We start from the raw sequence: 26,605 nt of genomic DNA on the forward strand, positions 1-26,605 counted from the left end.
GGAGGAACTATAAAAAAACCGAGGTTCATGCCTCGGTTTTTTTATCTATATGTTATTAAAACTGGATCACCAGATAAGACAACATGCTCGCCAGTGACAACATTGGAATATAACGATAGATCTGAACAATACCATTTTCAAATGCAGAGGCCTGTTCCTGTTCAAACTGTACGACCGATGCTTTTAATGCTGACCAGAAGCATAGTACGAATAAGGTACTCATCATGCTAATGGCAAAGAAACCAACCATAATCTGGCTGCTGCCTTCAGTGGTCTGCCATAAATGCAAAATTCCCTGGCTGGCTGGAAGAATGCTTAAAACCAAAAGAACAGATTTCAGCATCGACCAATGAAACTGGTTTATTTCATCCGACAATATTAATGCTTTCATACCATTCTCCTTTGGCTAAAAAAGGGCCATTAAGAATATTATGAGCTATTTTTTGTAAATAGAAAGGCTATATTTATTCACATTTTACGATAATTGTAATAGATAAATATGGGAATAATTCTTATTATAACTATCAAATCATTAATATTATACTAATATTATTAAATTCAGTTACTTATATTATATTTTATGATTGAGAGTTATTATCACTTCACCTAGTATTGAAACAACCAATCAAGTGAAGTGATATATTCAATAACTCACTAATTTATAATAATTATCAATTAAGGTTGGTAATAAATATCAGCATCAGTTCCTTCGCCACCTGCCTGTCCATCGGCACCAAAAGAGTACAAATCAAAAGCACGACCATTGGTTCCTGGAATCACATATTGCAGGTCATTATCCCAGCTGTCTTTCGGATAACCCCCTTTCACATAGCCACCTGGCAGCCAGTTCTTCGCTGTTGCCGGCTGATTTACCAGTGCATCTAGACCACCTTCCTGCATGCTTGGATATTTGCCATTGTCCAGCTTATATTGATCCAGTGAACCCGCAATACTCTGCAATTTGATGACTGTGGTATCCACTTTAGCCTTTTCACCGCGTCCCATTACATTTGGAACAATTAGGGCCGCAAGCACACCGAGAATAACAATAACCACCATTACTTCAATCAGGGTAAAACCTGAGGCACGATGTGCACGTAACTGGCTCACACGTACGGTAGGTTCAACAGCTGTAGTTGAAGGGTCTATGGCTTGATTTGGATTCCTTTTCATTCAATATCTCTCATTCATCTTTAGAAAGTTCAGGCACTTTCGATTCTTCGTAGACGTTACACATGTTATTTAAATCATATTATTCATATTCACGATTGGCAGCATCACCGCGATCACAATTACTAGCACAATACTGGCCATAAGTACTAGCATCAGCGGCTCCAGAAGCGCGAGTAATGTCGAAATCAGCGTGGTCACTTCACGGTCCTGCATGGTCGATGCCCGTTCCAGCATACGATCCAGCTCCCCCGAGGCTTCGCCACTTTTGATCATTTGTACCATCATCGGGGGGAAATAACCACTACGTTCCAGCTGGGTAGCCAGGTTCCCCCCTTCAGTGACTTTTTCAGCAGCCAGATTAACCGAATCCCGGATCACCCAGTTATTACTTACCGCTGCTCCGATGCGTAAGGCATCCACCAGTGGCACACCAGACTGGGTTAGAATTGATAAGGTACTGGCAAAACGGGCAGCATTAATGCCACGTGATAATTTTCCGAATAAAGGTAGTTTCAGAGTTAGACGATCAAAAGCATAATGCCCAGCGGTCGTTCTTAAAAAACGTACCAGCAGAAAAATACTTGCCGCACTCCCTATCAACAAAAATGGCCAGGCGATCCGGATAAAATCGCTGGCTTTCATTAAAGTCACTGTAATCCACGGCAAGGCATCTTTGCTTTGATCAAAGGTCTTGACGATATCCGGTACCACATAGGTCATTAGACCCATCACAATCGCAAAAGACATCAAGAGCAAAATAATCGGATAGATCATCGCCCCTTGAATCTTTTTCTGCATGGCGAAGCGGTTTTCGGTATAGTCGGCTAACTGATCCAAAATCAAATCCAAGTGGCCAGAACGTTCACCGGCCGCAATAGTGGCAATATACAGTTCCGGAAAACGTCCAGACTGTTGCAGTGCCTGAGCCAAGCTATGCCCTTCCAGCACCTTGGAGCGTACTGACATCAGCAGATTTTGCACATGAACTTTTTCGCTCTGCTTGCCGACGGCGCGAATGGCTTCTTCTAGCGGAATTGCGGCAGCGACCAGTACCGAGAGTTGCCGGGTCATAAGGGCCAGATCATAGGCAGTGATGCTTTTTTCAAACCATTTGCGACGGTAATACTGGTCTTTTTTCTCAACCGGATCTACGGACACCGGAATCAGCGCCTGATCCCGAAGCTGTTGCCGGATTTGTCGTGCTGAATCCCCCTCAAGCACGCCTTTTTGCTGCTTCCCTGAAGCGTCAAGCGCAGTAAACTGATATGCAGGCATTGTAATGCTCTAATTTTCCAAAATTTTGCTTAACGCTGTTGCGTCAGACCATCAAAATCATTCATATTCTTCAATATAAATTATCTGCTCACTCTAACATAACTGAACTTTGAGCACGACGAAATTTCATCAGGACCCACTCTGTTACTATGCCAAATTCTGTTCCCGTTACTGCCCCTGTTTATCGTGTTCGTGTTGCAGTGCCGGTGCATCTGTTTGACTGTTTTGACTATAGCTTGAGTCAGGAACAATATCAGCAGGCAGAAGTGGGTGCCCGAGTCGCGGTTTCTTTTGGCCGGCAAAATCTGGTCGGCGTGATTACTGAAAAATTACCGCTAGATGCTCCGATTGATCCGAGCTTCAAACTGAAAGCCATCACCGAGCTCTTAGATGACCGTGCCATTATCAATTCCCAGGTTTTAAGTGTATTGACCTGGTCAGCACAGTATTACCAGTTTCCTATCGGGGAAGTGATCCAGACTGCTTTGCCGACCTTATTGCGTCAGGGCAAACCTTATAACCTGCTGGCCCGAAACTGGAAATTGCTGGATCATGAGGCTGAAGCCAAGGTTCGCCGTTCCGAGAGGCAACAGGAAGCCTATCGGATTCTAAAACTGCATCCGGTGGGAACAACTGAGAATCTCTTAAATCTGGCCGGAATAGAAACAGCGACTTTAAAAGCGCTCGAAAAAAAAGGGATTTGCGAATGTGTCCTGGAAGCACAGGATTTTAGCCCGCAACCTGTACAACTGGCCCAGATGCCATTAACGGCCAATCCGGAACAAAAACATGCGATTCAGCAAGTGCTGAAATACCGCAAGCAATATCAGGCCTTTTTACTCGATGGCCTGACTGGCAGCGGTAAAACTGAAGTCTATCTTCAGATCATGGAACAGGTACTGAAACAGGGCAAGCAGGTACTGGTACTGGTGCCTGAAATCGGACTGACGCCACAAACGATTAGCCGCTTTCAGTCCCGTTTCCATTGTCATATTGCCTTGCTTCACTCTGGCCTGAATGACAGTAAACGCTTACAAGCCTGGCAAGCCGCTGAAACCGGTAAAGCTTCCATTGTGCTTGGCACCCGTTCTGCGATTTATACACCGATGCCGAATCTGGGCCTGATCATTCTGGATGAAGAGCATGACCTGTCTTTTAAACAGCAGGAAGGCTTTCGCTATCATGCCCGTGATGTGGCATTGTACCGGGGACATTTACAGCAATGTCCAGTACTCTTGGGTTCGGCAACACCCAGCATTGACAGTTATGCACTGGTGCAGCAAGGTAAAATGCAGGTACTGGAACTGAATCAACGCGCGGGTACAGCGCTGATGCCAAAAATCCATATTCTGGATTTAAAAGTCGCGCCAAAGCAGCATGGCATCAGCCTGCATCTGATTGAAGAAATCAAAAAACGCCTGGCCAAAAAAGAACAGGTGCTCATTTTTCTGAATCGTCGTGGTTATGCACCCGTATTGATCTGTGGCAGTTGTGGTTGGCAGGCGCAGTGTCCGAACTGTGATGCCAATTTCACTGTGCATCGGCAACCTTATCAGCATCTGCATTGTCATCACTGTGGCACCATTCATCGTATGCCTGAACAATGCCCGCAATGTCAGCATCAGGAGCTGGCCACTTTAGGCATGGGCACTGGAAAAGTTGAAGAACATCTGAATGAGCTTTTTCCAGATTCTGAAGTGATCCGGGTCGATCGCGACTCGACCAGCCGGGTGGGTAGTTGGCAAAAGATCTATGACAAGATCCAGAAAAGTGAGCCTGCGATTCTGCTCGGCACGCAGATGCTGGCCAAAGGCCATCATTTTCCTTATGTCACGCTGGTTGCAATTTTGGATATCGATTCTGGTCTGCTCAGTGTCGATTTCCGGGCCACAGAACGTACAGCACAATTGATCGTACAGGTCGCAGGTCGTGCAGGACGTGGGGAACATAAAGGGGATGTATATTTACAGACCCTAAGACCTGATCATGCGCTGCTGAATACCTTAGTCACTGAAAATTACCGCGCCTTTGCCAAGCAGACTTTGACCGAACGGCAAATCGCCCAGATGCCTCCTTTTCGTTATGCCGTGCTGATTCGCTGTGAATCCAAAGATCAGGCACAAAATACCGAATTCTTACAGAAACATGCTGCCCTGCTCAGGCAATATCCCGATCTGGTGCTGGACATCTGGGGTCCCATTCCTGCCCCGATGGAACGCAAGGCCGGACGCTATCAATCTCATATGGTGCTATTGTCCGCAGACCGTGCCCGTTTGCATTATTATGTCCGTAGCTGGTGGCTAAACCTGTTACAGGATAAGCCATCCAATATGAAGCTGACACTGGATATCGATCCACAAGAACTCAGCTAAAATATTGAGACCATCTTCATTTGATAAAGGCTCAACTTTAAGACTGGATGAAAATAAAATTTAAGGCGGAAAAATGTCGATACTGTTACAAATAGCGCTGGTTCTGGCGATTGCACTGTTAATGGTGCCACTGAGCCATAAACTCAGACTGCCAACAGTGCTGGGCTATTTACTGACAGGTTTAATCATTGGGCCGAGTGCCTTAGCGCTGATCTCTGCTCCTGAGGTGATGCAGACTTTTATTCAAATCAGCCTGTTAGCCCTGATGTTCTGGATTGGTCTGCAACTCAGACCACAACGAATTCTTCAGCTTGGGCAACCCCTGTGGTTTATGGCCATTTTACAGGTACTGAGCACGGCCCTGATTTTGAGCCTGCTGGCCTGGTTCTTTCTCGATCAGCATCTGGTTTCCAGCATTGTCATCGGACTGGCCGGCAGCCTCTCTGCCATGACGTTGGTGACCCAGTTTTTAAATAATCAGCAACAACTGGCGACCAGTTATGGTCAATCCGCTTATGCCAACACCCTGATTCATGCACTGATTGCAATTCCTATCATTGCAGCGATTCCGCTTTTTGCTGGGGTCAGTTCAACAGAACATGGCATAGCTTATTTTGCTGCCATGATGGCTACCTTTACTGGCTTATTTCTATGTAACCGCTATTTCATGCAGCCGCTCTATCGCTGGATTGCCAAAAGTGGTCGTCATGAATTGCATAGCATTGTTGCCATTGTCATTTTCCTGAGCTTACTAGTCCTGATGGATACGCTGGGATTGAATCTGTACCTCGCGGCATTATTTGCTGGCATGTTACTGGCTGATTCTGATTTCCGGATTTCGGTCGAAAAGAGTCTGCAGCCTTTTAGCGGATTATTGATTGGGCTGGCTTTTATCAGCCTGGGCATGTCATTGCAGTTTGCCGATATACTGACGCAACCCGTATTGATTATTGCCGGAACACTTTCGCTGATCCTGATTAAATTTGCGATTACCTTAGGATTGGCACGTTATTATCAACATAGCTGGCGCAACAGTACGCTACTCGCCGCCAGTGTGGCACAAAGTGGTGAGTTCGCTTTTCTGGCACTCATCATTGCACTTTCGCAGCAGATCATTACTCCAACCCTGCTCTCCCCATTGATGTGGATGGCAAGTTTATCCATGCTACTCACACCGGCATTTTACTGGTTATTACATAACCAGATTCTGCCACGACTGGATCGGCAAAATCATTTGGCAGCGACCTTTGACATTGAAAGCCTTCCACCAAATACTGCACCAATTTTATTAATCGGTTTTGGCCGTTTTGGCCAGATCATTACCCGTATTTTGCTGCAACAGCAACAAAAATTCAGTGTCATGGACAGCAATATCGAAGCAACTGAATTGCTCACCTCTTACGGTATTACCTTCTATCAGGCCAATGCGACTGAGCCAGAGGCTTTAGCTCAGGCACATCTGGATACGGTTCAGCATGTGATTGTCGCCATTGATGATATTGAAGATTCACTGCTGACCGTCCGGCATCTGCGATTAAATTATCCTGATATGTCTTTATGGGTACGGGCACGTGACCGGCATCATGTCCATCTACTTCAGGAGCTGGGCGTGGAACGAATCTGGCGAGAAACCTATGCTTCTGCACGAGAACTCAGTCAGTGTCTGCTAGGTCAGCTGAGCGGACTGTCTGAAGAGCAGGCGCAACAAAAGATCCATGAGTTTCATACTCACGATGAAAACCTGCTCAATCGTCAATTTCATCTGGATACGGAGAGCCCGTTTAATTCTGCAGGCTCAAGGAATACACTGGCAGAACTGGAGTATCTTTTTGCTCAGGATCAGCTAAAAAAAATACCAGAACAGGATACGGACACGCAACAGGACAACAACGCTTCAGGAATTGATGCCATAAGAGATGATCTGGCATAACTTGTGTTTTACAATAATGCCACCATTAAAGCAGGGTTATGGAGAATTTTATGTCTGATTTACGCCAACGCTTTTTTATTGAAGATAGCCCTGTTCGTGGTGAAGTGGTGCATCTTGAAGAAGCTTTACAAACAATTTTGGCCCAGCGTGACTATGCGCCTGCAGTAAAAATCCTGTTAGGTGAAATGCTGAGCGCCACTGCACTATTGGCCAGCACCCTGAAAATTAAAGGGCGTATCAGCCTGCAAATTCAGGCTTCAGGCACATTTAAATGGGCAATGGCTGAATGTAACCATCGCGGTGAAGTACGTGCACTGGCGGATTACGAAGAAGATCCACACTTTCAGGCAGCAGAAGATAGCAGCACAGTTTTAAAATCACTGACTAATCCAGTGCTGTTTATCAATATCGAGCCTGAATTTGGTGAGCGTTATCAGGGTATTGTTCCGCTTGATCAGGAAAATCTGGCTGGCTGTCTAATGCAATATTATGACCTGTCTGCCCAGATTCCGACACGTATCGTGCTGGCCAGTGACAACAACCGTGCAGGTGGTTTGCTGATTCAATTGCTACCGCGTAACAGTGAAGAAGAACAACGCCGTGTCGATGAAGACTTATGGCCACGTCTGACCATGCTGACTGAAACATTAAAAACAGAAGAACTGGTCACTCTGGAGGCCAATGAAATTCTCTATCGTTTATATAACGAAGAAGAAGTGCGCTTACCAGAAGTAGAACATTTGCAGTTTGGCTGTACCTGTTCTAAAGAACGTTGTGCGATTGCCTTACAGCAGATTGGTGTAGAATCGGTTCGTGAAACTTTAGAATTCCAGAATCCAATTGAGATGGACTGTCAGTTCTGTAATAGCCGTTATATTTTTACGGCTGAAGAAGCTTTGAGCCTGTTTGGTGAACACCTCAGTTAATAACCTCCCCTGTTCGGCTCAAAAAAGCACTCAATATTGAGTGCTTTTTTCATTTTATATTTTCATAAAATATTGACCAAAATTTCTCATATAAAAAGACAAATGTACTTAATTTCAAGCTTGCCACATGATTAAAATTTGCACACCGATAGAATCAGAAGATCAACGGTATTTTCAAAGTAAAAAAATCAAAAAAATAAGTGGAAGATTTTAAATGAAATTTCGATATTTAATGGGTGTGATGTTATGTGCTGTGCAGAGCTTCAGCTATGCAGCCGAAATCACGGGGACATGGAAAGCCATTGATGACAAAACAGGCTATGCACGTGCTGATGTTGAAATCAGTAAACTCAATGATGGTACTTATCAGGGTAAAGTCGTTCGTATCCATGCTATTCCAAATCGTCCTGCACATACCCATTGCTCTAAATGTAAGGGGGCACTGAAAGACGTACCTATTCTGGGTCTATCTGTCTTATCAGGTCTAAAACCAAATCCAGAAAAGAAAAATGAATTCATTAATGGTTCAATTCTCGATCCACTAACCGGCAATATCTATAAAAGTAAGGCAACGCTGAATTCCCGAGGCAATGTGCTAACGCTTCGTGGCTATGTAGGTACACCCATGCTCGGACGTACAGTGTCTTGGGTGAAAGTCGAGTAAATCTCATGTTTTTATAAATTCTCATCTGTAAGCTGTCTGACCAGATCAAAGGCTTGGACAGCTTAAAATCATTATCTTTATCTCACTCCTTATCACAAAAATATTCACCCACCCTCATCAGGATGAATGAACGTAAATTTTAACTCATATTCATTTTTCTTAATTTAATGTGATTATTGACTGGTATTTAGTGTATTTTTCACGCTATATTAATCCCATAATTTTTTTATGCCTTTAAGAAATTAAATATATTTTCAATAACATGGGGTAATGTGGCAATGAGATTCAAACTGCTTTGTTCTATCATTCTTACAGCAGCAAGCACCATCAGTCTATCTGCTTTCGCCAACAGTGACCCATTACTTGGCCACTGGAAAACCATTGATGACCGTACCGGTTATTCCCTGGCAGATGTGGTGATTAGTAAGGATGCTCAGGATCGCTATATTGCCAAAATTGTGCATGTCCGTGAGATTCCAGGGGCAGCTCGACAGCAAACTTGCACCCTATGCAAAGGTGCATTGAAAGATCAACCGCTCATCGGACTCACAATGCTTAAGGGACTGAGTAGTCATCCCGACCATAGCAATGAATTTATTAACGGCACTCTGCTCGACCCGGTTTCTGGACAGCTTTATCAGGCCCGTGCCCGCCTGAAAAATAATGGCAGGCATCTCGTCATTCATAGCCGTGCTGAAGGTGCACCGGTCGGACGCAATATGACCTGGATTAAAAACTAGTTTCGAATTCAGATTATTAAGAAAAGCTCCTTAGGAGCTTTTTTATTTTTAGGTCATGTGATAATTCACATGAATTTATTAATTTTATGCCAATCTCATCACATTTTACGCTATTGATTTTGTTACATTTTATGAATAAATTAGAGTAATAAATCTAATACGAATAATCATTGATCAACAGGCATGTTATGAAGAAAATTTTAAGTCGCTTAATGATGGGGATCACATTGGCAACAGTAGCAGGTTTAAGCCTTGCTTCTGAAGATCCACTACTGGGGAAATGGAAGACTATCGATGATCAATCCGGTTATTCTCGTGCTGATGTCGAAATCCGCAAAAAACCAGATGGTAGCTATGAGGGAATTATCGTAGAAACCCGCAGCCTGCCAGGTGCAGAAAAACTGGGAATCTGTAGCAAATGTCCAGGACAGCTTAAGAATAAACCATTTATTGGCTTGCCATTTATCTGGGATTTTAAGGCAGACCCAAAAAAACCTCGCGAATTCCATGATGGCAAGGTACTTGATCCAATCAGCGGTAAAGTTTACAAAGGTAAAGCACGTTTAAGCGCCAATGGCAAACGCCTGACCCTGCGTGGTTATGTAGGCGTTTCGGTTATCGGACGCAGTGTTACCTGGATAAAATACTAATTTTTTTCAGTTTTCCATGCCCCTGTTTCAGGGGCTTTTTTAATGGTTATGATTTGAAACAATTAAGTACAAATAAAAACTGTTTCCCTTAGCCCAAACTCATAATAATGAATCGAAGACGGTTATTTTTTATTCACACAATGATCTATCTTCAGCTGCAATTCAATCTGCTACGGACTCTGGAACAGAGTATCCATGCAACATGTATTCCTCAATTGATAGGCATGGGTAAATGTGTGTTGCAAACAACGGATGGTTTGCAAATGACAGATAAAACTATAAAAACAGATGCCCGCCTAGATCTTTGTTTCCCTGCTCAGACTGAGCTGTTCAGGTTCAAGCAGGATTTCCATAGGATAAGAGTTCCTCTTCTAGGTAGGATGCTGGTTCAAATAGCATCCCATACCGTTAGGGCACAGCGCAGCGGCCATAAAATATTATGGCATTCCCCTACTTCAGGACGACCTTCCTTTCTGAATGTCTCAAGCCTGGCTGTTTAAGGAGTAGAGCTATGACTACAATTCAATATAGAGAAAACTTTTCCAACGGTTATATCCCCTCTGAAATCATGGATGATCGTACCTTTGATTTGTTCCACTTTTCTGAAGCATGTGGCCAAAGTCCGGAATGGGTGATGCAACTCATTGAACATGGAATTTTGCCGAACCGTTCTAAAACGCATCCTGGTACCTTCCTCGGGGAAGATATTACTCGAGCACAACGGGCTTACCGTTTGCAGCGTGATTTTGATGCTTCCTTTAGTGCCGTTGCCATGATGCTGGATCTCATTGATGAAGTGCAGGAATTACGTCGCGAGGTGAAACATCTGCATTTCAAGTAATGTCTTTTAATGTCCGGTCTGCTTGAGTTAAATCAATGCGGACTAGGGCATATTTTGCTTTTTTCTTTTATTTTTTGAGTGATAAATATCCCTATGAAAACCAAAGACTGCAATAAAAAGATCAAATATATGTTCCCAGAATACCGTGATTTAATTGTGCAATTACGTGAGGAAAATCCGTACTTTGCCCGACTGTTTGAGGAACATAGTGAATTGGACAAACAGATTAGCCAGCTTGAACTCGATCCAGTCAATCATATCAATGATGATATCGATGCGATTAAACGCAAAAAACTGAAATTAAAAGACGAGATTTATCGCATGTTAAAAAATTCTGAAGCCGATCCGCTTACCTGAATGAGAACAGCTTTCTCAACCAAGAGTGTTTCAATACAAGGCTTAATCATCCGTTTTACTTAAAATGTGATTATTAAATGATCTTGGCTCTTAAATAAAGAATCTGTCCAAATAAAAAAGCCCGCATGATGCGGGCTTTTTCAGACTTAAAAAGTCATCGAATTATGCTTGTTCGATGTCTTTCATTGTCAATTTAATACGACCACGGTTATCAACGTCAGCAACTTGTACTTTCACTTCCTGACCTTCTTTCAATACGTCAGCCACGTTGGCAATACGTTCGTTAGAGATTTGAGAAATGTGAAGCAGACCGTCAGTACCCGGCAGAATGTTCACGAACGCACCGAATTCAACGATACGAATCACTTTACCTGTGTAGATGGTACCTGGCTCAACTTCAGCAGTCAGCGCTTGGATTTTTGCAATCGCAGCTTGTGCAGCAGCTTTAGTTTCACCAAATACGCGTACTGTACCGTTATCTTCGATGTCAATCGCAGCTTTAGTTTCTTCAGTGATTTGACGAATCGTTGCACCACCTTTACCAATCACGTCACGGATCTTGTCAGGGTTGATGTTGATCACTTGGAAAGTTGGTGCGTGCATAGAAATTTCTGGACGAGCACGTGAAATCACTTGGTTCATTGCATTCAGGATGTGCATACGACCTGCATAAGCCTGGTTCAATGCAACTTCCATGATCTCTTCGGTAATACCTTCAATCTTGATGTCCATTTGTAGCGCAGTAATACCGTTAGCAGAACCCGCTACTTTAAAGTCCATATCACCAAGATGGTCTTCGTCACCCAGGATGTCAGAAAGAACTGCGAAACGTTCGCCTTCTTTCACCAGACCCATTGCAATACCCGCAACTGGTGCTTTAAGTGGAACACCGGCATCCATCAATGATAGAGAAGCACCACATACAGACGCCATTGAAGATGAACCATTAGATTCAGTGATGTCAGATACGATACGGATCACGTACGGGAAGCGGTCAGCTGCTGGAAGCACGGCTTGAACACCACGACGAGCTAGACGGCCGTGACCGATTTCACGACGTTTAGGACCAGATTCACGACCTGTTTCACCTACAGAGTATGCAGGGAAGTTGTAGTGAAGCATGAAGTTATCAGTTTTGGTACCAGCCAGGGTATCTACCATCAACGCATCACGAGTATTACCCAGAGTAGTAGTGACCAATGCCTGAGTTTCACCACGTGTGAATAATGCAGAACCATGAGCACGCTCTAATACGCCAACCTGTACATCAAGGGCACGAACAGTTTTAGTATCACGACCGTCAATACGTGGTTTACCAGACAGGATGTTGTCACGTACGGTACGGTATTTAAGATCTTCAAATAATTCGTTTACGTCATCAGCAAGACCAGTTTCGTCGCCTTCTGGAACGAACTGAGCTAGCGCTTCTGCTTGAAGTGCATCAAGTGCTGCATAACGGTCTTGTTTCACCGCAACGGTATATGCTTCAGAGATTTTCGCTTCGAATGCTTCTTTCAGTTTTGCACGAAGGTCTTCGTTTTTCTCAGGTGCAACCCAAGTTGATTCTTTCGCACCAGCTGCAGTCGCGAATTCTTTGATTGCTTGGATCGCGATTTGCATTTCATCATGACCGAACAATACTGCACCCAGCATTTGGTCTTCTGAAAGTTCTTTCGCTTCCGATTCAACCATCAGTACTGCAGATTCCGTACCTGCAACGACAAGATCAAGATCACTTTCTTTCAATTGTTCAAAGCTTGGGTTTAGAACGTATTCACCGTTGATCAGACCCACACGTGCCGCACCGATTGGACCACGGAATGGTGTACCTGCAATCGCAAGTGCTGCAGAAGTACCCAGCATTGCTGCAATGTCAGCTTCCATAGTCTTGTCAGAAGACACAACAGTCGCAGTCACCTGGATTTCGTTATAGTAACCTTCTGGGAACAATGGACGAATTGGACGGTCGATCAGACGTGAAATCAGCGTTTCAGCTTCAGATGCACGGCCTTCACGTTTACCGTAACCACCAGGAATACGGCCAGCTGCGTATTGTTTTTCTTGATAATTAACAGTCAGCGGGAAAAAGTCTTGACCTGCTTTAGCAGTGGGTTGAGCAACAACAGCAACTAATACAGTTACGCCGCCCATGGTAATCAATACGGTATTGGCTTGACGCGCAACACGACCTGTTTCTAGGACAACCTGATGTTGGCCAAATTGGAATTCTTTACGAACAATATTAAACATCGACATGTTTTATTTTTTCCTGATTTTATTCTAGTGGAGACCCCTAAGGTTTGGCATTCACATCCAAATGGACGGGTAAATGACAAAGCTTAGAAGCCGACCTCACCAGAAATAAACACTATTTTTAAACACAAAGAAGGAGCGAACATTCGCCCCTTCCCCTGATCTAGCCAAAGGCTAAACCGACTTTAGTTTTCAGTAATAAAGCACAAGGCATGCAATAAACCCGAAAATAAAGTTTAAATCGAATTAACGACGTAAACCTAAAGCACCGATCAATGCAACATAACGACCGTGGTCTTTACCATTTAGGTAGTCAAGAAGCTTACGACGTTGGTTAACCATACGGATCAGACCGCGACGGCTATGGTGGTCGTGTTTGTGCTCTTTGAAGTGACCTTGTAAGTCATTGATTTGAGCAGTTAAAAGAGCTACTTGAACTTCTGGTGAACCAGTGTCGTTTTCAGCGCGAGCAAATTTAGCAATGATCTCTGCGCGATCTGCGTTTGTTAAAGCCATTCGATTTCTCCGAGATGCTTATATATCTTGATAAAAATCAAAGTAATGAGAATTCAATACATTGACTGCCGTGCATCACTACAGCAAGTTGCATATTTTAAGGGAAATTGCGTCAGATTGCAAAAATAGATCATGAATTTTGATGGTATTGGCTACCAAGCTGCCTTGGCTTATTTACTGATATGAATAAATTCCATATGGTTCAATTTACACATAATTTCAGGAATTGGACTTGATCTGGCTTATGAGTAGCTGTTTAGATAACTGCAGAAATTAACTGATCTTTTTATATTTAAAATATTTCTGATCGCGCTTAGAAATAAATGATAAAAAAAAGCCCGAGTAAACTCGGGCTTTTTCGCGCTGTAGTTTCTTCTATTATCATTTTTTATTTATTGTTTTTTTAGTGCGTTTTACGCTTTATTATTTTCAAATCTTCCTGACTAAAAATAACTTCCTTGTGTGGTAGATTTTGCCATATTGTCGAAATGCTCATAGAGGCATTTATCCTCACTCGCTGTAAGCCATTGCGTACAAAATTATCATCGAAATTTGCAAAATGTTACACTTATATATCTTTTAATTACGCTATTTACTTAAATTTACTTATTCTGCCAATTTTATCGTTCTATAAGATTACGGCAAAATTCCATTAACGGCAGATATAAAAAAGCCTTGTAGTCTCTCCCAAAACTACAAGGCTTAGCGGCTGTAAGTTTCCTCTTTCACTTACTTCACTGTAAGTTCGCTGTCTGGTGACATTCTTGTTCTTATTATGCGATTTATACCCAACTTTCCGTGTTGAGTTCTTTTGTGTGACCAATCTTCTCAAAAACCGATTAAAAGCTCCATGCGCCAATTTCCTGAATCCATGTAAGCATTTACCTACAAAAGTTATTTATTTTTTGCCAATACATTGTTACATTGTTCAAGTATTTTTTCGCTTAAACCACTTATTCGTGTGGTTCTTACACATAGCGCTTGTGTAAACGCATCACGATCTACCAGCAAGCTCACGACTTTTTTAGCTCGAGTAATCGCTGTATAAATCAGTTCCTTACTTAGTAAATTTTTGGCTTGTTGATCAAGTACTACAGCCGTATGAGTAAATTCTGAACCTTGCGATTTATGAATCGTCAAAGCAAAAGCTGTTTCTATACTTTTTGGCAGGCGTGTCGCCAGCACCCATTTTTCCAGACTCGGGAAATATACTTCAAATTGTGATTGTCCTTCTTGTTCTCTCCAGAAACAGATTCCAATATCACCATTGGACAGACCCAGCTGATAATCGTTATAAGTCATCATCACTGGTCGGCCGGTATACCAGTCGCCCTGTTTTAACTTGCCTACACTGGCCAGAAAACGCTGTTCAATCTGCTGATTGATTTTATTCAAACCCAGATCACCATGCCGGATTGCGGTGAGAATCCGGTAATGATCAAAGTGCTGAATTGCCTGCTGCACATATTGCTCGAAATCAGTCTGATCCTGAGCCTGTTTGATCGCGTCCGCATAAGCCTGATAGCCATACATCAGTTGATCATAATATGGGTCTAACTGTAGACCTGTAGTTGGGTTTATTTCTGGCAGATACTGCAGTTGCAGCTGGTCAATTTCCACCTGGTCCAGTGCAATTACTTGCAGCTCACTCGCAGCAACCACTTGCTGTTCAAACTGGTTTAAAACTGATGCTGGAACATACTCCTGCTGGATAAAGTATGCCATCGCACCAATTCGGGCGCCTGAGGCAAAACGGCGCGTCGTGATTAAATTGACCCGGTTATCTGCCAGAACAGAAGTCTGCTGCAAGTCTGCCAGTACAGTGCCGACATCCACCGAGGCCAGTTGGTCTGCATCGCCTAACAGAATTAAGCGGGCTGAATCTGGCACTGCAGCAAGGAGCATCTGTGACAGGCTTAAGTCCAGCATGGATGCTTCATCGACCACGATCACATCATAAGGCAAAGGCTGCTTGGCATGAAACCGGGGGCGTCCCAACCGCCCCAAGCCCAGTAAGCGGTGCAAAGTAACAGGTTGAACCTGCTTTAAAGTCTCCAGCTCAAAAGCTTGTAATTTTTCACTATGTAAAGCTTTCTGCAAGGCTTCCTGCATCCGCTGCGCCGCTTTACCCGTCGGAGCGGCCATCGCAATCCGGATATTGGGTAAGGCTTCATGCAGTACCGCAATCATATGTGCCAAGGTATAGGTCTTACCGGTTCCTGGCCCACCGGTGATAATATTCAGCCCCTGCTTGGCGACCATTTCCAGCGCTTGCTTTTGCTGTGGATCTGTCAGGAGGTTACGATCACGCTCACTTAAATTTACTGGCGTGATGGCTTGTGACTTGATCCGGGCGATCTGGGTGGCGACTGCCTGCTCCAGCTGCCAGTAGCGGTATAAATACAACTGCTGGTTCTCAAAAATAAAAGGTGCAATGCCTTGAGTCTGCTGACTCCGATCCAGCACCAGATGATGCAATAGAGCTGTTTGCTCGGCACTAGCCGGAATACAACTATTGCCCTCCTGCATCGCTTCAAGGAGCTGCTGAATCAGCAATTTTGCGGCAGCATCAAAAGTCGCCGAACTGAATGGTGGCTGACATAGATAGTCAATCCAGGCCATTAAATGGGCTGATTGCTGAGACACGTGAATTTGCTTATTTTCCACACAGTTATCCTCAAAGTTATCCACAGGATAATCTTCTGTTTAAACTCTTAAAATTTTATAAATCATCAAAATTATGCTGATTTTTTCTGCTCAAAATAGCCCAGAATTTCATCCAGTTTTAGAATAAATTCCAGACTAGGCTGCCAGTGATAAGCGCCTTGTTCAGCCTGACCATTCATACCGCGCAGATACAGATAAGTCGCTCCACCTAGATGCTGCTGCATGTCATATCCCTGCATGTTCACGCTTAGATAACGATGCAATGCCACCAGATATAATGCCGCTTGCAGCCAGTAACTGGAGTGAGTCATATTCTGCTGGATGGCCTCGGCCGTGTAATGCTGCTGATCCGACCCGAGAAAATTGCTTTTATAATCGGCAATATGATAGCGCTGGCCATCAAAATAAACCAAATCGATAGATCCGGTCAGATAGCGTGCTGATTTTGCCTCATTAAAATCAGGCATGAGAATATCATGCTCGGCAAACAGTTGCTGGATCTGACGAATCTGTAACGGCACATCGGTTAAAGACAGGTAAAACGGGAATTCAGACAAGTAAGTACCTTGCTGCAACTGCTCCAGGCTGAACTCTGCCTGTAGGGGTGCAGCCAGAATTTCTTTGAGCCAGTCATGAACCCGATTGAGCAGAAGATCTTCAATCATCTCATCAATGAAATGATCGAATGCCTGCTGAAAAACGGTTTCTACATCCAGTTCTGCTGCTGTCTCAGCAGGCGTCATCTGCGCCATTTCCTGTTCGAAAAACTGGATAAAAGGCTCATCATCCAGTTCTGTAACATAGCGCTGAAACTGCCCTAAGAAGTTCAACCATTCAGAGTGATCGAATGTTTGAGCGGAACGGAAAAACTGCTGCCATTCCTGACGATAAGCTTCACTCTGATCATGCAGGCGAATTCCGGTCAGGATTTTATAATTCAGGCTGGAGAGTACTTTTTGCATACTCTGCTGCAATTTCTCCGGCTGCATTTGACCTTGACGGGCCACCTGACTAAACAGGGTCTGTAAATTCACACAGGCCGTCTGATAGCCCCGAGTAAATGCCTGCTGTAACAATGGACGAACATGAAAGGCCTGATGAAATTTCTCTTTCAGTTCCTGCCAGATTTGTGGCGCCGTATTTTTAAAACGGCGGCGGATTTCCAGATTCCAGTAACTGCGATCCTGAAAATCGATATGCTCAAAAATACTGTGCAGGAAGGTTCCGGCTACCGTGCCTTTTGGAAAATTCAGCCTGATCCAGTCCAGTGGCTGACTGGCTATCTGCTGTTCCAGTTCCAGCAGATTCATTTCATCTGCGGCACTGTCCGGACGTTCAGAAGCGATGACCAGATCATCCTGCAATATCGCCTGATGCGGGAGATGCTGTGACAGCGCGGTAAAGCTGGTTTTAGTCCGTGGATAGAACTGTCGCTCCGGTAAAGGATGAGCCTGCATCTGTAACGGTGCTTCTGTCTGTTTTGCCACAATTCTAGGCGGCTCAGAAGCCAGAGGTTGTTCCAGCAGACTTAGGGCATGCTGAAAGGCCGCCTCACCTTGTCCACGCCAGAATGCCAGTCCTGAATCCGCCTGTCCGCTCTGATCTTGCAGCATGGCATAAACCCGGTGACTGGCCCGGGTCAGTGCCACATACCAAAGCCGGTGATTTTCTGCGGCATTACGGGCCGCATTTTGCAAAATCGCCTGCTCATGCAAGTCCTTATGATTAACTGCAATCACCCGGGATTGTTCCAGTACATTTTCCGCGGCTGACAGGGAAAAGTTCAGATTTCCTTTATTCACATCAAAAGGTGCATCGGCACCTAACAGGAACACCACTTTAAATTCCAGACCTTTGGAAGCATGGATGGTTAAGAGCTGTACCCCATGATCGCCAGAGAGTTTTCGCTCTTTTTCGTTATCCTTGCCTGAAGGTGATTGCAACTGACGCAAATACCAGTGATACAGCTTTTGAGCACCCTGATAATATTCACTTTGCTGACACAGGATCTCGGTTAGGTGACGTAAATTCACCACTACCCGTTCATTGTCCAGGCTCTGGCTTGCAACCAGATTGGTCCAGACCTGAAACAGATTTAAAGCATAATTCCAGGCCGTCAGAAACCCTTTTTCAAACCACATTTCCCGGATAGCATCAAAGTCGGCAATATAATGGCTCAGACCTTCGCTCTGCTCTTGCAGTTCGATTAACTTTTTCAGGTTAAAGCCCAATAAACGGGTCAATAAAGCACGTTTGACTTTGGCTTCGTTAAAAGGCTCCATGATCGCGGTCAGAACAGCTGCAACATCCTGAGCCACCGGACTGGCAAAGACGCTCTGCTTAGATTCCTTATAACAGGGAATCCCCATGCGTTGCAGACGCTGCTTGACCTGTTCCAGCGCATAATGGCCAAAACTGAGAACTGCAATATCATCCGCTTTTAAGTGCTGAACGTTGTCACCCTGCTGGAAATACAGGTGCTGCTGTTCAGACTGATTCAATAACTGGCGGATTTTCCAGACCACCTGATCCGCTTCAACATCCTGTTCACCGAGTTGAATCCAGCGCAGTGGATGCGGATTGCTCAGCGTTTTATCGATTAAATCCGGATGTGGCCGGCTCCCCGCCTGAATCAGGGTGTAATGCACCTGTTCACCAAAATCCATCTGGCGTTGAAACAACGCGTCCACCACCTCGACCAGAGGTTTTACCGAGCGATGGTTTTGGATCAAGGTATATTCACGGCCCTGCTTTTGCAGCACATCGGCACGCGCCTTGTTATAGGTCAGCATGTCGCCGCCACGGAAACCGTAAATCGCCTGTTTCGGATCGCCCACCATGATCATACAGCCGGCTTTGACCCGGTTCGGATCACGCCAGACTTTAGCCAGCAGATCATCCTGATCCTGGTTGGTATCCTGAAATTCATCCACCAGAATGAGTGGATAGCGTGCCTGTACAAACTGGGCAAAGCGTTGACCTTGCTGTCCCTGTAAAGCTTCAGCCAAGGTTCGAATCTGTTGGGAAAATGTGGTTTCACCCTGTTTTTGCAAGGTTTGCGGCAGACGGTTCTGCACACTGCGAATAATATGATATTCAAGATAGGTGGTCAGCTGCTTCAACTGTGCATCCATCTTCTCTTTGACTTCGCACAATCCATCAATGGCCTGAATCAGGCTATGTTGCAGAATCTGCTGCTGCTCTGCTTCCGGACAGCTTTTGTTAAACACTTGAGTCGTCGGCTGAAAATCGGTTTTCTTACGGCGCAAATAACACAGATTCAATAAGATCGCATGCAGTTCTGGATCAAAAAAGCTCATCACACCTTTGGTTTTCAGTGCCGCCATCCAGGTCATAAAGTTTTCACAAACGTCACTTAATCTGGTCAAAAAACTCTTATGAAAATACTTCGGAGAATTCTGGCAATACTCCCGAATGATCTTAATTTCATGTTCATGTACATCGAACAGACGCTGAATGCAGTGCTCTAGTTCAGTCAGATCCCATTCGACTTTTTCTACCTTCTGAAAGTATTGCACACGGAAATTTAGAGCATCACGAACTAGTCCAGTATAATGTTCTACTGGTTTCAACAGGTTTTGCAGATATAGATGATTGATCATATATTGCGGCTGCTGCTGGATCCATTCCCGCAACACATCATGAATCAGTTGCTGGATATACAGATCCTGATCTTCAGTCAGTTCAGCCCGTTCAATCTTGCCGCTTTCAAAAGCAAATTCACGTAATAATTTCTGGCTAAAGCTGTCCAGTGTCCCGACAAACAGCTCATCTAGCTGGTTCAGTACCAGACGTAAACGGCGCCGGGCATAATCCATGCGTGAGCCATAATCTTTTAATACCTGCTGAAATAGTGGATCCGATTCAGCCTGGATTTTGGCGGTGATTTCGACCGAATTCAGCTCCTGATGACGCTGAATGAAGGCCAGCGTTTCCTCGACTCTGAGACGTACCCGGTTTTTCAGTTCAGCTGTAGCCTTACGGGTAAAGGTTGTGGCAATGACCTGATGCGGATAATACTGATCCAGAAAAATCCGTACCATCAAACTGGATAAGGTATAGGTTTTACCGGTCCCCGCGGAAGCTTCAATCCAGTGCAGGCCGCTAAAGCGCATGTCCTGAATCGGATTGGTTGAAATCTTTTTGTTCTGGTTGGGTAACATGGTCATTATTCTTTTATCCATTCCAGATGTTCATGAATCGGCGCATATAGCGCATGGGCAAAATCATGGCAACAGCGTTGCAAGGCCAGATCCGGGTCCTGATCCTGCAAAATAAACTGCCAGTCCTGATGCAGCTGGCTGGATTCATCGCTGGCCAAAGGCTTGGCACTTTCATAGCTGTTGTTCCAGGCCTTTAGCAGTTCCTGCATCTCGGCAATAGTGATCTGCCCCTGTTCATTTTCAGTCCATTCCCAGGCCTTTTTCATCAGCAATTCGGCAGGCAATACCAGCGGCTGGGTCTGTCCCACTTCCCAAGCTTTCAGCCAGGCCTGTAAATGATGACGTGCCTGACTAGAACGCAGTCCGGAGAATTTCAGGGTTTTATTACTGAAAATGACAATCCGTTCCAGCTGCGGCGACAGTTCATCATTATTCAGATAGGCCAGCCAGAGCAGATATTCCAGCCAGACCTGTGCCCGACGTTTTTCCGAAGCGGAGGAAGACTGCATACTCAGCCAGTAACTGCTGTGCGGCACTTGCGGCAAGGTAATATGAATCAGCAATTCAGGGTTATATTGCCAAGTTTGCTGCGTTACAGGTGTCAGCTCTTTATTCAGCTGCAATAAACGTTCTTTTAGCGATTGCTGTTCCTGCTGACTGCTGAGCCAGGTCGCTTCCTGAGTTTTTCCGACCGGTAAGCGGTCCAACATCAGCTGTGGCTCAATCTCTTGATCCTGTTGTAATAGGAAATCACGGACCTGATACTGTTCCAGTTTATTCAGCAATAAGGGTTCTCGTGAACTTGGCAGATCGGCATATCTCACACTGGAAACACCGATACTTTTCAGGAATAGACGTGCTGGGAAAATCATGTCACGAATCCACTCATCCCCTTTCAGCACCCGGATTTCTTTCTGCATCAAGGCCGGATAATGGGCATTGATCCAGCTGCTGCGCTTGCCCTCTGCACTGCGAATATATTCTGCTACAGCAAACCACTGGGTCTGATAACGTGGAGTATGAGATTCGACGTAACCGATCGGATCGAACGGCTGTAGTGGATGCACATGATAGAGCTGACGGATATGCTTGGCCACGCTCAAACCATTCATCTCAACCGTTTCATCGACTTCAGCATCGGGCTGGTCTGACTGGCAAATCAAGGCAATATGCTGGATCAGTTCCTGCAATGAAGTGGATGGATCACGCGCTTCACCATCATCAACATCAAAGCCATTATAGAACAGCCATAAATTGTCCTGTGCCAGTAGCAATGCATCCAGAAAAGCGCCTTGGTCATCATCCAGACGGGAACGATCCCCTAGTTGCGGCTTCAAACTGTTCATCAGGTCAAATGGCACCTGCTGCTTCCGGCTCGGAAATTTACCGGTATCTAGATTCAGCATCACCACCAGTTTATATGGCAACGGACGGATCTGGCCGATTTGACTAAAGGTAATTTGTCCGGTCGGCTCGGCCTGATCCAGTTGCATCTCCAGCGTATTCTGAATTTCTTCCAGTACATAAGGCAATGGCAGACTTAAGGCGACCAGCTCCTGGCTGGCCTGCGGATCATCCTGATCATGGTAATCGGCCAACGTCAGCATCCGCATCTGCTTGTCAATGATTTCTGCGACCGTCTTTAAGGACTCGACGCCGGCTTCACGGAACTCATTCAAGTCTTCACGCAGATATTCCAGCCAAGTTTTTACCGGGGTACGTTGTTCCTGTTCATGCAAAATCAGCCAGTCACGGCGCTGTACCAGATCCTGATAAATCTGGATTAAAGTCGAGATGAGAGGGAAATCACTACTCAAGACCCGAGCATAGCTTAAGGTATCCTGAAACAGGGCATGTTCCGGAACTGCAAGTCCGAGTGCCAGCCGATCCAATGCAAATTTAAAACTGAAGCGATAGTCTTCATCGCCTGCGGTCAGGCTTTGCTGTAAATGCTGCTGATCCAGACCGCGTTTAAAGCCCGCTTCACCCAGTAACTGCAACATGCGCTCAACTTGCGCGTAGTCCAGCGCATATAGTTGCTGGGTCGCATTCAGGCTGAGCCAGTCGGCAAAATCTTCGATACTGAAACGTCGATGCACCAGCTGAATCCGGCCCAGTACCGCGCGCCAGGCATTGCTGACATCGAGTCGGGATACCCCGGCAATCTGAATCGGTAAATATAGATTATCTTTTTGCAGACGCTGGCTATTGCCTTCCCGTTCTCGTGGCGGCGGTGCAAAGACACTCCGAATCGCCGGTTCCAGCTCTTTCAGATTCGGGGCCAGTACCAGAATATCGCTCGGCTGCCGTGGGGCATCTTCGGTACCTTGGGCCAGCCAGTGAATCATCTGTTCTTTTAAAACTTCCAGCTGGCGCAGTGAGGAATGACAGACATGAATTTGTACCGAATCATCATCTGGTTTGAGCGGATACTGGTGTTTTTCTGGTTCCAGCAGGTACAGAATATCCGACTGGATTTTGGCCAGTAACTTGTCTTGATACTCATCCACGAAAGCATCGGCCCAGAGACCTTCTTCACCCGAAGACAGTTTGGACAATAACGAGAAATGATCACGTGCCTGCTTGCCAAAGCGGGTCAGCAAGGGATGACGCGATTCCCGGTCTTCGGCATTAAAGTTCAGCTGAAAGGCTGCAAAGAAATGCTGGATTTCGGTATCAGTCGGCAAACGTCCCTGAGATTTTTCAAATTTCTTGATGAAACGTTCCTGCACGCCAAGGTCATAACGTGCTTTCCAGTCCGGATCGACACTATCGGCCCAGTATTCCTGTGAAGGGTTAAAGTGGAAAATATAAATATCGATGTATTGACCGAGACGGCGCAAGAAATCCAGCTGACTCGGTGGCAATTCTAGCAAGGTAAAGACCACGACCTGTTGTGGTAAGCGTTTTAAAGCCTGTGCCTGGGTATCTTCATTCTCCAAACGTTCCCAGTACATCTGTTCGATGTCCAGAATCTTGGCATAATCGTCCTGAAAGACATGCTGCCACAACCAGCGTTGCCAGGCTTCCAGTTCGCGTGCCTGAATCTTGACGAAGTCCGCCACCGGAATTTCATAGCCATTTTCATCTTTAGGAATATAGATCATCTGCTCAAGATCGAGCGCGATATCCTGTCCCCAGGACGCTAGCCAGTTGGTCGGACAACGGCATTCCTGTGGCGGGCAATTCCGCGCACAATAGCCACGATAGTCCATATAATGACTAAACAGGCGCGAGACCTGTTCAGATACCCAGTACAGCATGCTCTGTTTTTTCAGCTGCTTCTCTGTACCCTGCTCCAGACGATCTGCACTGTCATAAATCCGCTTGATAATCGAATACAGCGGATGATCGATCTCTAATGGAATCTGCTCAGGCAAAATACATTTACGTAGTGCCTGAAATACCCGCCATTTAATAATAATTCGGGGAATATTGGCTTCACGGACTTGTTCGACTTCTTTTGGATTATTTAGCACCCACTGATAGGAAGTCCACTGAAAGGCACGGATCCGGTGATGAAACTGGGTATTGGCACTGATGCCCTTTTTCTCAGCAATTTTCTGGGTGAGCCAGGCCTCTACTGCAGGAGACGGTACAATAAAATGCCGCGGCTGTAACACGGCCAAGGGATTTTTTGCGCTCTGGTTGACGATACGCAGCATACTATCCAAAAGCACATCAATGCGTTGACTCTGAATAACATGAATTGCCATCGTTTCCCCTGAAAAATGAGATGGAGCAGTACTACAAAATGATAAAGATTATTTACTATACTTACTGAACTGTCTATGTCACTTTAAAACTCATACTTCAGTCAAAAAAGTTCTTTGAAAAAAGCATCTTATTGATGTTTGAACAGAAAAAACAACATCTAGCTTTAGGTAATGCCCATGAAATTAGACAAAATTCCAGATCGTATCGATCCAAGTTTAGATTTAGACAGAATTCGCAACGAGTGCTTAGAGCTAACCAAAAAACGTGCCTATTATTCTGCCGGAGCAGCTGTGATTCCGGTGCCATTTCTGGACGTGGTCATTGATGTCGGCATTCTGTCGCAACTGATTCCGGAGATCAATGCCCGCTTTGGTCTAGCCCCTGAACAGATCAGTGTGTTTGATCCTGCAACCAAGCAGGTGCACTGGAATGAACTGCGTAAACGCGGAATCGAGTTTTCCGGTCTGGTGGTGGCACGCACAGCAGTCAAAAAATCTTTGAACAATGTTGCAGCGAAAGTGATCACAAAGCAAGTCACAAAATTCATTCCACTCGGTGGTCAACTGGTAGCCGCGAGCCTCGGTTATTTTGTGATGAAAAAAATTGCTGAAGCGCATGTGGAAGATTGCTATCGCACAGCAAAAAATATTCAGCAAAAACAGATTGCTCAAAGCAAATAAATTGCCCGCCCCATTTTTTATCCTCAAAATTTTCATAATTCAGGCAGATTAATCTGCCTGAAGCTGCTTTAAAATTGTTTTCAAAATTTCGACCCGAGCGGTGTTTTTATCATCAGTGGCGATAATGTGCCATGGTGCCTGTTCTGTCGACGTACGTTCAAACATGTCGGCGGCCGCTTTTAAATAATCCTCCCAACGTTCCCGGTTACGCCAGTCTTCATCGGTGATTTTAAAACGCTTATGTGGAGTATCTTCACGCGCCTTGAAACGGGCGGCCTGCTCTTCCTGGGAAATCGCCAGCCAAAATTTAATAATTACGGTTTGATGGTTAATCAGGCTCTGTTCAAATCGGTTAATTTCATCATAGGCCCGCTGCCATTCTGCCGGACTGGCAAAGCCTTCTACCCGTTCTACCAGCACCCGACCATACCAAGAACGGTCAAAAATACAGATATCATCATCAGTTTGCAGCTTGTTCCAGAAACGCCATAAATAAGGTCGATTCAGTTCATATTTTTCCGGCGCCCCGATGGTCTGGATTTCATATTCACGTGGATCCAGCTTTTTCACAATCCGCTTGATCGCTCCGCCCTTGCCTGCTGCATCCATCCCTTCAAACAGTAAAATCACATTGCGTGGGTCTGAGCGCAGCGCCTTGGCCACCTGAGGAGACAGTTTTTTCAGTTCCGCCTTATAGTGCTCTGTCTTGGCAAGCTCTTGCGAAGGATGCTGCAATAATTCTGGAATTTTGGCTTGCTTCCATCGTCCCTCGGCTCGAACCGGATGATTAGGACAATGTTTTAAAGACTGCAAAATATGCTGCGCAAACTGCTGGTCACGCCGTTTTTCATCTTCCCCATCAATGATCAGCCAGTCTTCGTCTTTAGTAAACCGCTCTCGCAAACACTGCACGGTGTCGTACTTTTTTTTGTCGCGCCAGTCCAGGCCATGCAGTTTGTGCCATTGCATTTCACTCGGATCAATCTGATCCAGGCGTTTTTGTAGCGTTTTCCAGGGCAAATCAAACCAGACCTTGACCACATCAACATAGTTATTTTTCAGATCCTGCTCAAAGGTACGCATATCCTCCAGATAGGCATCAAACTGGGCATCATCAATGGCACTGGTCTGCATGGTGGTTCTGAGCAGATCGCTGTACCAGTTACCAAACAAGACCATGATCTGGCCCTGGGCAGGAATAAACCGTGTATAGGGTTGCCAGAAGGTCTGTTTTTCTCCTAATACTTGCGGCTGATCGGCCTTTACCTGCAAATAACGAGGATCTACCCATTCACGTAACTGTTTGACTGCTTCACCCTTACCTGCCAATTCGATTCCATTGACCAGAACAATCAGGCTTTTGCCATTTTTCTGACCTTGGGTTTTCCTTAGATCATACTGGGCATTGATCAGCGCAAGGGATAGCTTGTCTTCATCCATTAACTGGAAACTTTGTTCTTCTGTACGCATGGAGATCCCTCATCTTTTATTCTTGTGGGCAGTATAGCGAGGAGTTTGAAGGCAAAAATAGCGTTAGCAACGTTTTTCACACGATTAGATTGTCTGTTTAAACAGCAAATTGACATTCAAATAAGGAATCATTGATCAATTTGTCATAGCGAGATTGCGCCACACCCTCTAAGATTCTGAGATCGAAAAA

Annotated in this window: 18 protein-coding genes; 9 read left to right on the top strand and 9 right to left on the bottom strand. The window is 45.0% G+C overall.

The features are described from left to right. Window positions 1-55: 55 nt before the first annotated feature. From F897_RS01360 to gspF, 3 genes are all read right to left on the bottom strand, one after another. Window positions 56-391: a hypothetical protein gene (locus F897_RS01360; RefSeq protein ID WP_005232472.1), complete on the bottom strand. Its 336-nt coding sequence runs from the start codon at window positions 389-391 to the stop codon at window positions 56-58. 284 nt (window positions 392-675) lie between these two features. Beyond that, window positions 676-1,173: a type II secretion system major pseudopilin GspG gene (gene gspG, locus F897_RS01365; protein ID WP_005232473.1), complete on the bottom strand. Its 498-nt coding sequence runs from the start codon at window positions 1,171-1,173 to the stop codon at window positions 676-678. 69 nt (window positions 1,174-1,242) lie between these two features. Continuing rightward, window positions 1,243-2,448, bottom strand: coding sequence for a type II secretion system inner membrane protein GspF (gene gspF, locus F897_RS01370; RefSeq protein ID WP_005232474.1), 1,206 nt, complete (start codon window positions 2,446-2,448; stop codon window positions 1,243-1,245). A 149-nt stretch (window positions 2,449-2,597) separates the two neighbouring features. Between gspF and F897_RS01375 the strand changes: the two genes are divergently transcribed. The 8 genes from F897_RS01375 to F897_RS01415 all read left to right on the top strand — a co-directional run bounded on the left by F897_RS01375 (window position 2,598) and on the right by F897_RS01415 (window position 10,928). Next, the gene (locus tag F897_RS01375) at window positions 2,598-4,820 is read left to right on the top strand and encodes a primosomal protein N' (RefSeq protein ID WP_005232475.1); all 2,223 of its coding nucleotides are present in this window, start codon (window positions 2,598-2,600) and stop codon (window positions 4,818-4,820) included. A gap of 73 nt (window positions 4,821-4,893) precedes the next feature. Continuing rightward, window positions 4,894-6,750: a cation:proton antiporter domain-containing protein gene (locus tag F897_RS01380; protein ID WP_005232476.1), complete on the top strand. Its 1,857-nt coding sequence runs from the start codon at window positions 4,894-4,896 to the stop codon at window positions 6,748-6,750. Window positions 6,751-6,800: 50 nt separating this feature from the next. Next, on the top strand, window positions 6,801-7,676 hold the full coding sequence (gene hslO, locus F897_RS01385; RefSeq protein WP_004781734.1) for an Hsp33 family molecular chaperone HslO: 876 nt from the start codon (window positions 6,801-6,803) through the stop codon (window positions 7,674-7,676). Window positions 7,677-7,890: 214 nt separating this feature from the next. Then, a complete protein-coding gene (locus F897_RS01390; RefSeq protein ID WP_005232477.1) occupies window positions 7,891-8,340 on the top strand; it encodes a DUF2147 domain-containing protein in 450 nt (149 codons plus the stop codon). A 278-nt stretch (window positions 8,341-8,618) separates the two neighbouring features. Beyond that, on the top strand, window positions 8,619-9,080 hold the full coding sequence (locus tag F897_RS01395) for a DUF2147 domain-containing protein (protein WP_005232479.1): 462 nt from the start codon (window positions 8,619-8,621) through the stop codon (window positions 9,078-9,080). A gap of 188 nt (window positions 9,081-9,268) precedes the next feature. Then, the gene (locus F897_RS01400; RefSeq protein WP_004781731.1) at window positions 9,269-9,730 is read left to right on the top strand and encodes a DUF2147 domain-containing protein; all 462 of its coding nucleotides are present in this window, start codon (window positions 9,269-9,271) and stop codon (window positions 9,728-9,730) included. Between the two features lie 511 nt (window positions 9,731-10,241). Continuing rightward, window positions 10,242-10,571, top strand: a complete 330-nt coding sequence (locus F897_RS01410) for a chaperone modulator CbpM (RefSeq protein WP_004781729.1) — start codon at window positions 10,242-10,244, stop codon at window positions 10,569-10,571. 93 nt (window positions 10,572-10,664) lie between these two features. Next, complete coding sequence (locus tag F897_RS01415) at window positions 10,665-10,928, top strand: HP1242/YdcH family protein (RefSeq protein WP_004781728.1); 264 nt, start codon at window positions 10,665-10,667, stop codon at window positions 10,926-10,928. A gap of 162 nt (window positions 10,929-11,090) precedes the next feature. On the opposite strand, the gene pnp is transcribed toward F897_RS01415, so the two are convergent. The 5 genes from pnp to F897_RS01440 form a co-directional block, all read right to left on the bottom strand. Beyond that, the gene (pnp, locus tag F897_RS01420) at window positions 11,091-13,178 is read right to left on the bottom strand and encodes a polyribonucleotide nucleotidyltransferase (RefSeq protein WP_171064785.1); all 2,088 of its coding nucleotides are present in this window, start codon (window positions 13,176-13,178) and stop codon (window positions 11,091-11,093) included. Window positions 13,179-13,427: 249 nt separating this feature from the next. Further along, on the bottom strand, window positions 13,428-13,697 hold the full coding sequence (gene rpsO / locus F897_RS01425; RefSeq protein ID WP_004637724.1) for a 30S ribosomal protein S15: 270 nt from the start codon (window positions 13,695-13,697) through the stop codon (window positions 13,428-13,430). 894 nt (window positions 13,698-14,591) lie between these two features. Beyond that, entirely contained in the window at window positions 14,592-16,364 is a 1,773-nt protein-coding gene (gene recD, locus F897_RS01430; RefSeq protein WP_034580345.1) for an exodeoxyribonuclease V subunit alpha, read from the bottom strand. 71 nt (window positions 16,365-16,435) lie between these two features. Continuing rightward, window positions 16,436-20,554: a UvrD-helicase domain-containing protein gene (locus F897_RS01435; RefSeq protein ID WP_005232484.1), complete on the bottom strand. Its 4,119-nt coding sequence runs from the start codon at window positions 20,552-20,554 to the stop codon at window positions 16,436-16,438. Next, window positions 20,554-24,264, bottom strand: a complete 3,711-nt coding sequence (locus F897_RS01440) for an exodeoxyribonuclease V subunit gamma (RefSeq protein ID WP_005232486.1) — start codon at window positions 24,262-24,264, stop codon at window positions 20,554-20,556. Before F897_RS01440 ends, F897_RS01435 begins: the two co-directional genes overlap by 1 nt. A 177-nt stretch (window positions 24,265-24,441) precedes the next feature. Between F897_RS01440 and F897_RS01445 the strand changes: the two genes are divergently transcribed. Continuing rightward, entirely contained in the window at window positions 24,442-24,945 is a 504-nt protein-coding gene (locus tag F897_RS01445) for a hypothetical protein (RefSeq protein WP_004781723.1), read from the top strand. 48 nt (window positions 24,946-24,993) lie between these two features. Here the strand turns inward: F897_RS01445 and pap are convergent, their stop codons facing one another. Beyond that, window positions 24,994-26,415, bottom strand: coding sequence for a polyphosphate:AMP phosphotransferase (gene pap, locus F897_RS01450; protein ID WP_005232488.1), 1,422 nt, complete (start codon window positions 26,413-26,415; stop codon window positions 24,994-24,996). Window positions 26,416-26,605: the final 190 nt, after the last annotated feature.

Origin of the sequence: Acinetobacter variabilis (genome assembly GCF_000369625.1) — a bacterium.
Taxonomy (GTDB): domain Bacteria; phylum Pseudomonadota; class Gammaproteobacteria; order Pseudomonadales; family Moraxellaceae; genus Acinetobacter; species Acinetobacter variabilis.

Coding starts and splice junctions, on each gene's coding strand:
- F897_RS01360 (WP_005232472.1), bottom strand. CDS start 391: ATGAAAGCATTAATATTGTCGGATGAAATAAACCAGTTTCATTGGTCG.
- gspG (WP_005232473.1), bottom strand. CDS start 1,173: ATGAAAAGGAATCCAAATCAAGCCATAGACCCTTCAACTACAGCTGTT.
- gspF (WP_005232474.1), bottom strand. CDS start 2,448: ATGCCTGCATATCAGTTTACTGCGCTTGACGCTTCAGGGAAGCAGCAA.
- F897_RS01375 (WP_005232475.1), top strand. CDS start 2,598: ATGCCAAATTCTGTTCCCGTTACTGCCCCTGTTTATCGTGTTCGTGTT.
- F897_RS01380 (WP_005232476.1), top strand. CDS start 4,894: ATGTCGATACTGTTACAAATAGCGCTGGTTCTGGCGATTGCACTGTTA.
- hslO (WP_004781734.1), top strand. CDS start 6,801: ATGTCTGATTTACGCCAACGCTTTTTTATTGAAGATAGCCCTGTTCGT.
- F897_RS01390 (WP_005232477.1), top strand. CDS start 7,891: ATGAAATTTCGATATTTAATGGGTGTGATGTTATGTGCTGTGCAGAGC.
- F897_RS01395 (WP_005232479.1), top strand. CDS start 8,619: ATGAGATTCAAACTGCTTTGTTCTATCATTCTTACAGCAGCAAGCACC.
- F897_RS01400 (WP_004781731.1), top strand. CDS start 9,269: ATGAAGAAAATTTTAAGTCGCTTAATGATGGGGATCACATTGGCAACA.
- F897_RS01410 (WP_004781729.1), top strand. CDS start 10,242: ATGACTACAATTCAATATAGAGAAAACTTTTCCAACGGTTATATCCCC.
- F897_RS01415 (WP_004781728.1), top strand. CDS start 10,665: ATGAAAACCAAAGACTGCAATAAAAAGATCAAATATATGTTCCCAGAA.
- pnp (WP_171064785.1), bottom strand. CDS start 13,178: ATGTTTAATATTGTTCGTAAAGAATTCCAATTTGGCCAACATCAGGTT.
- rpsO (WP_004637724.1), bottom strand. CDS start 13,697: ATGGCTTTAACAAACGCAGATCGCGCAGAGATCATTGCTAAATTTGCT.
- F897_RS01435 (WP_005232484.1), bottom strand. CDS start 20,554: ATGACCATGTTACCCAACCAGAACAAAAAGATTTCAACCAATCCGATT.
- F897_RS01440 (WP_005232486.1), bottom strand. CDS start 24,264: ATGGCAATTCATGTTATTCAGAGTCAACGCATTGATGTGCTTTTGGAT.
- F897_RS01445 (WP_004781723.1), top strand. CDS start 24,442: ATGAAATTAGACAAAATTCCAGATCGTATCGATCCAAGTTTAGATTTA.
- pap (WP_005232488.1), bottom strand. CDS start 26,415: ATGCGTACAGAAGAACAAAGTTTCCAGTTAATGGATGAAGACAAGCTA.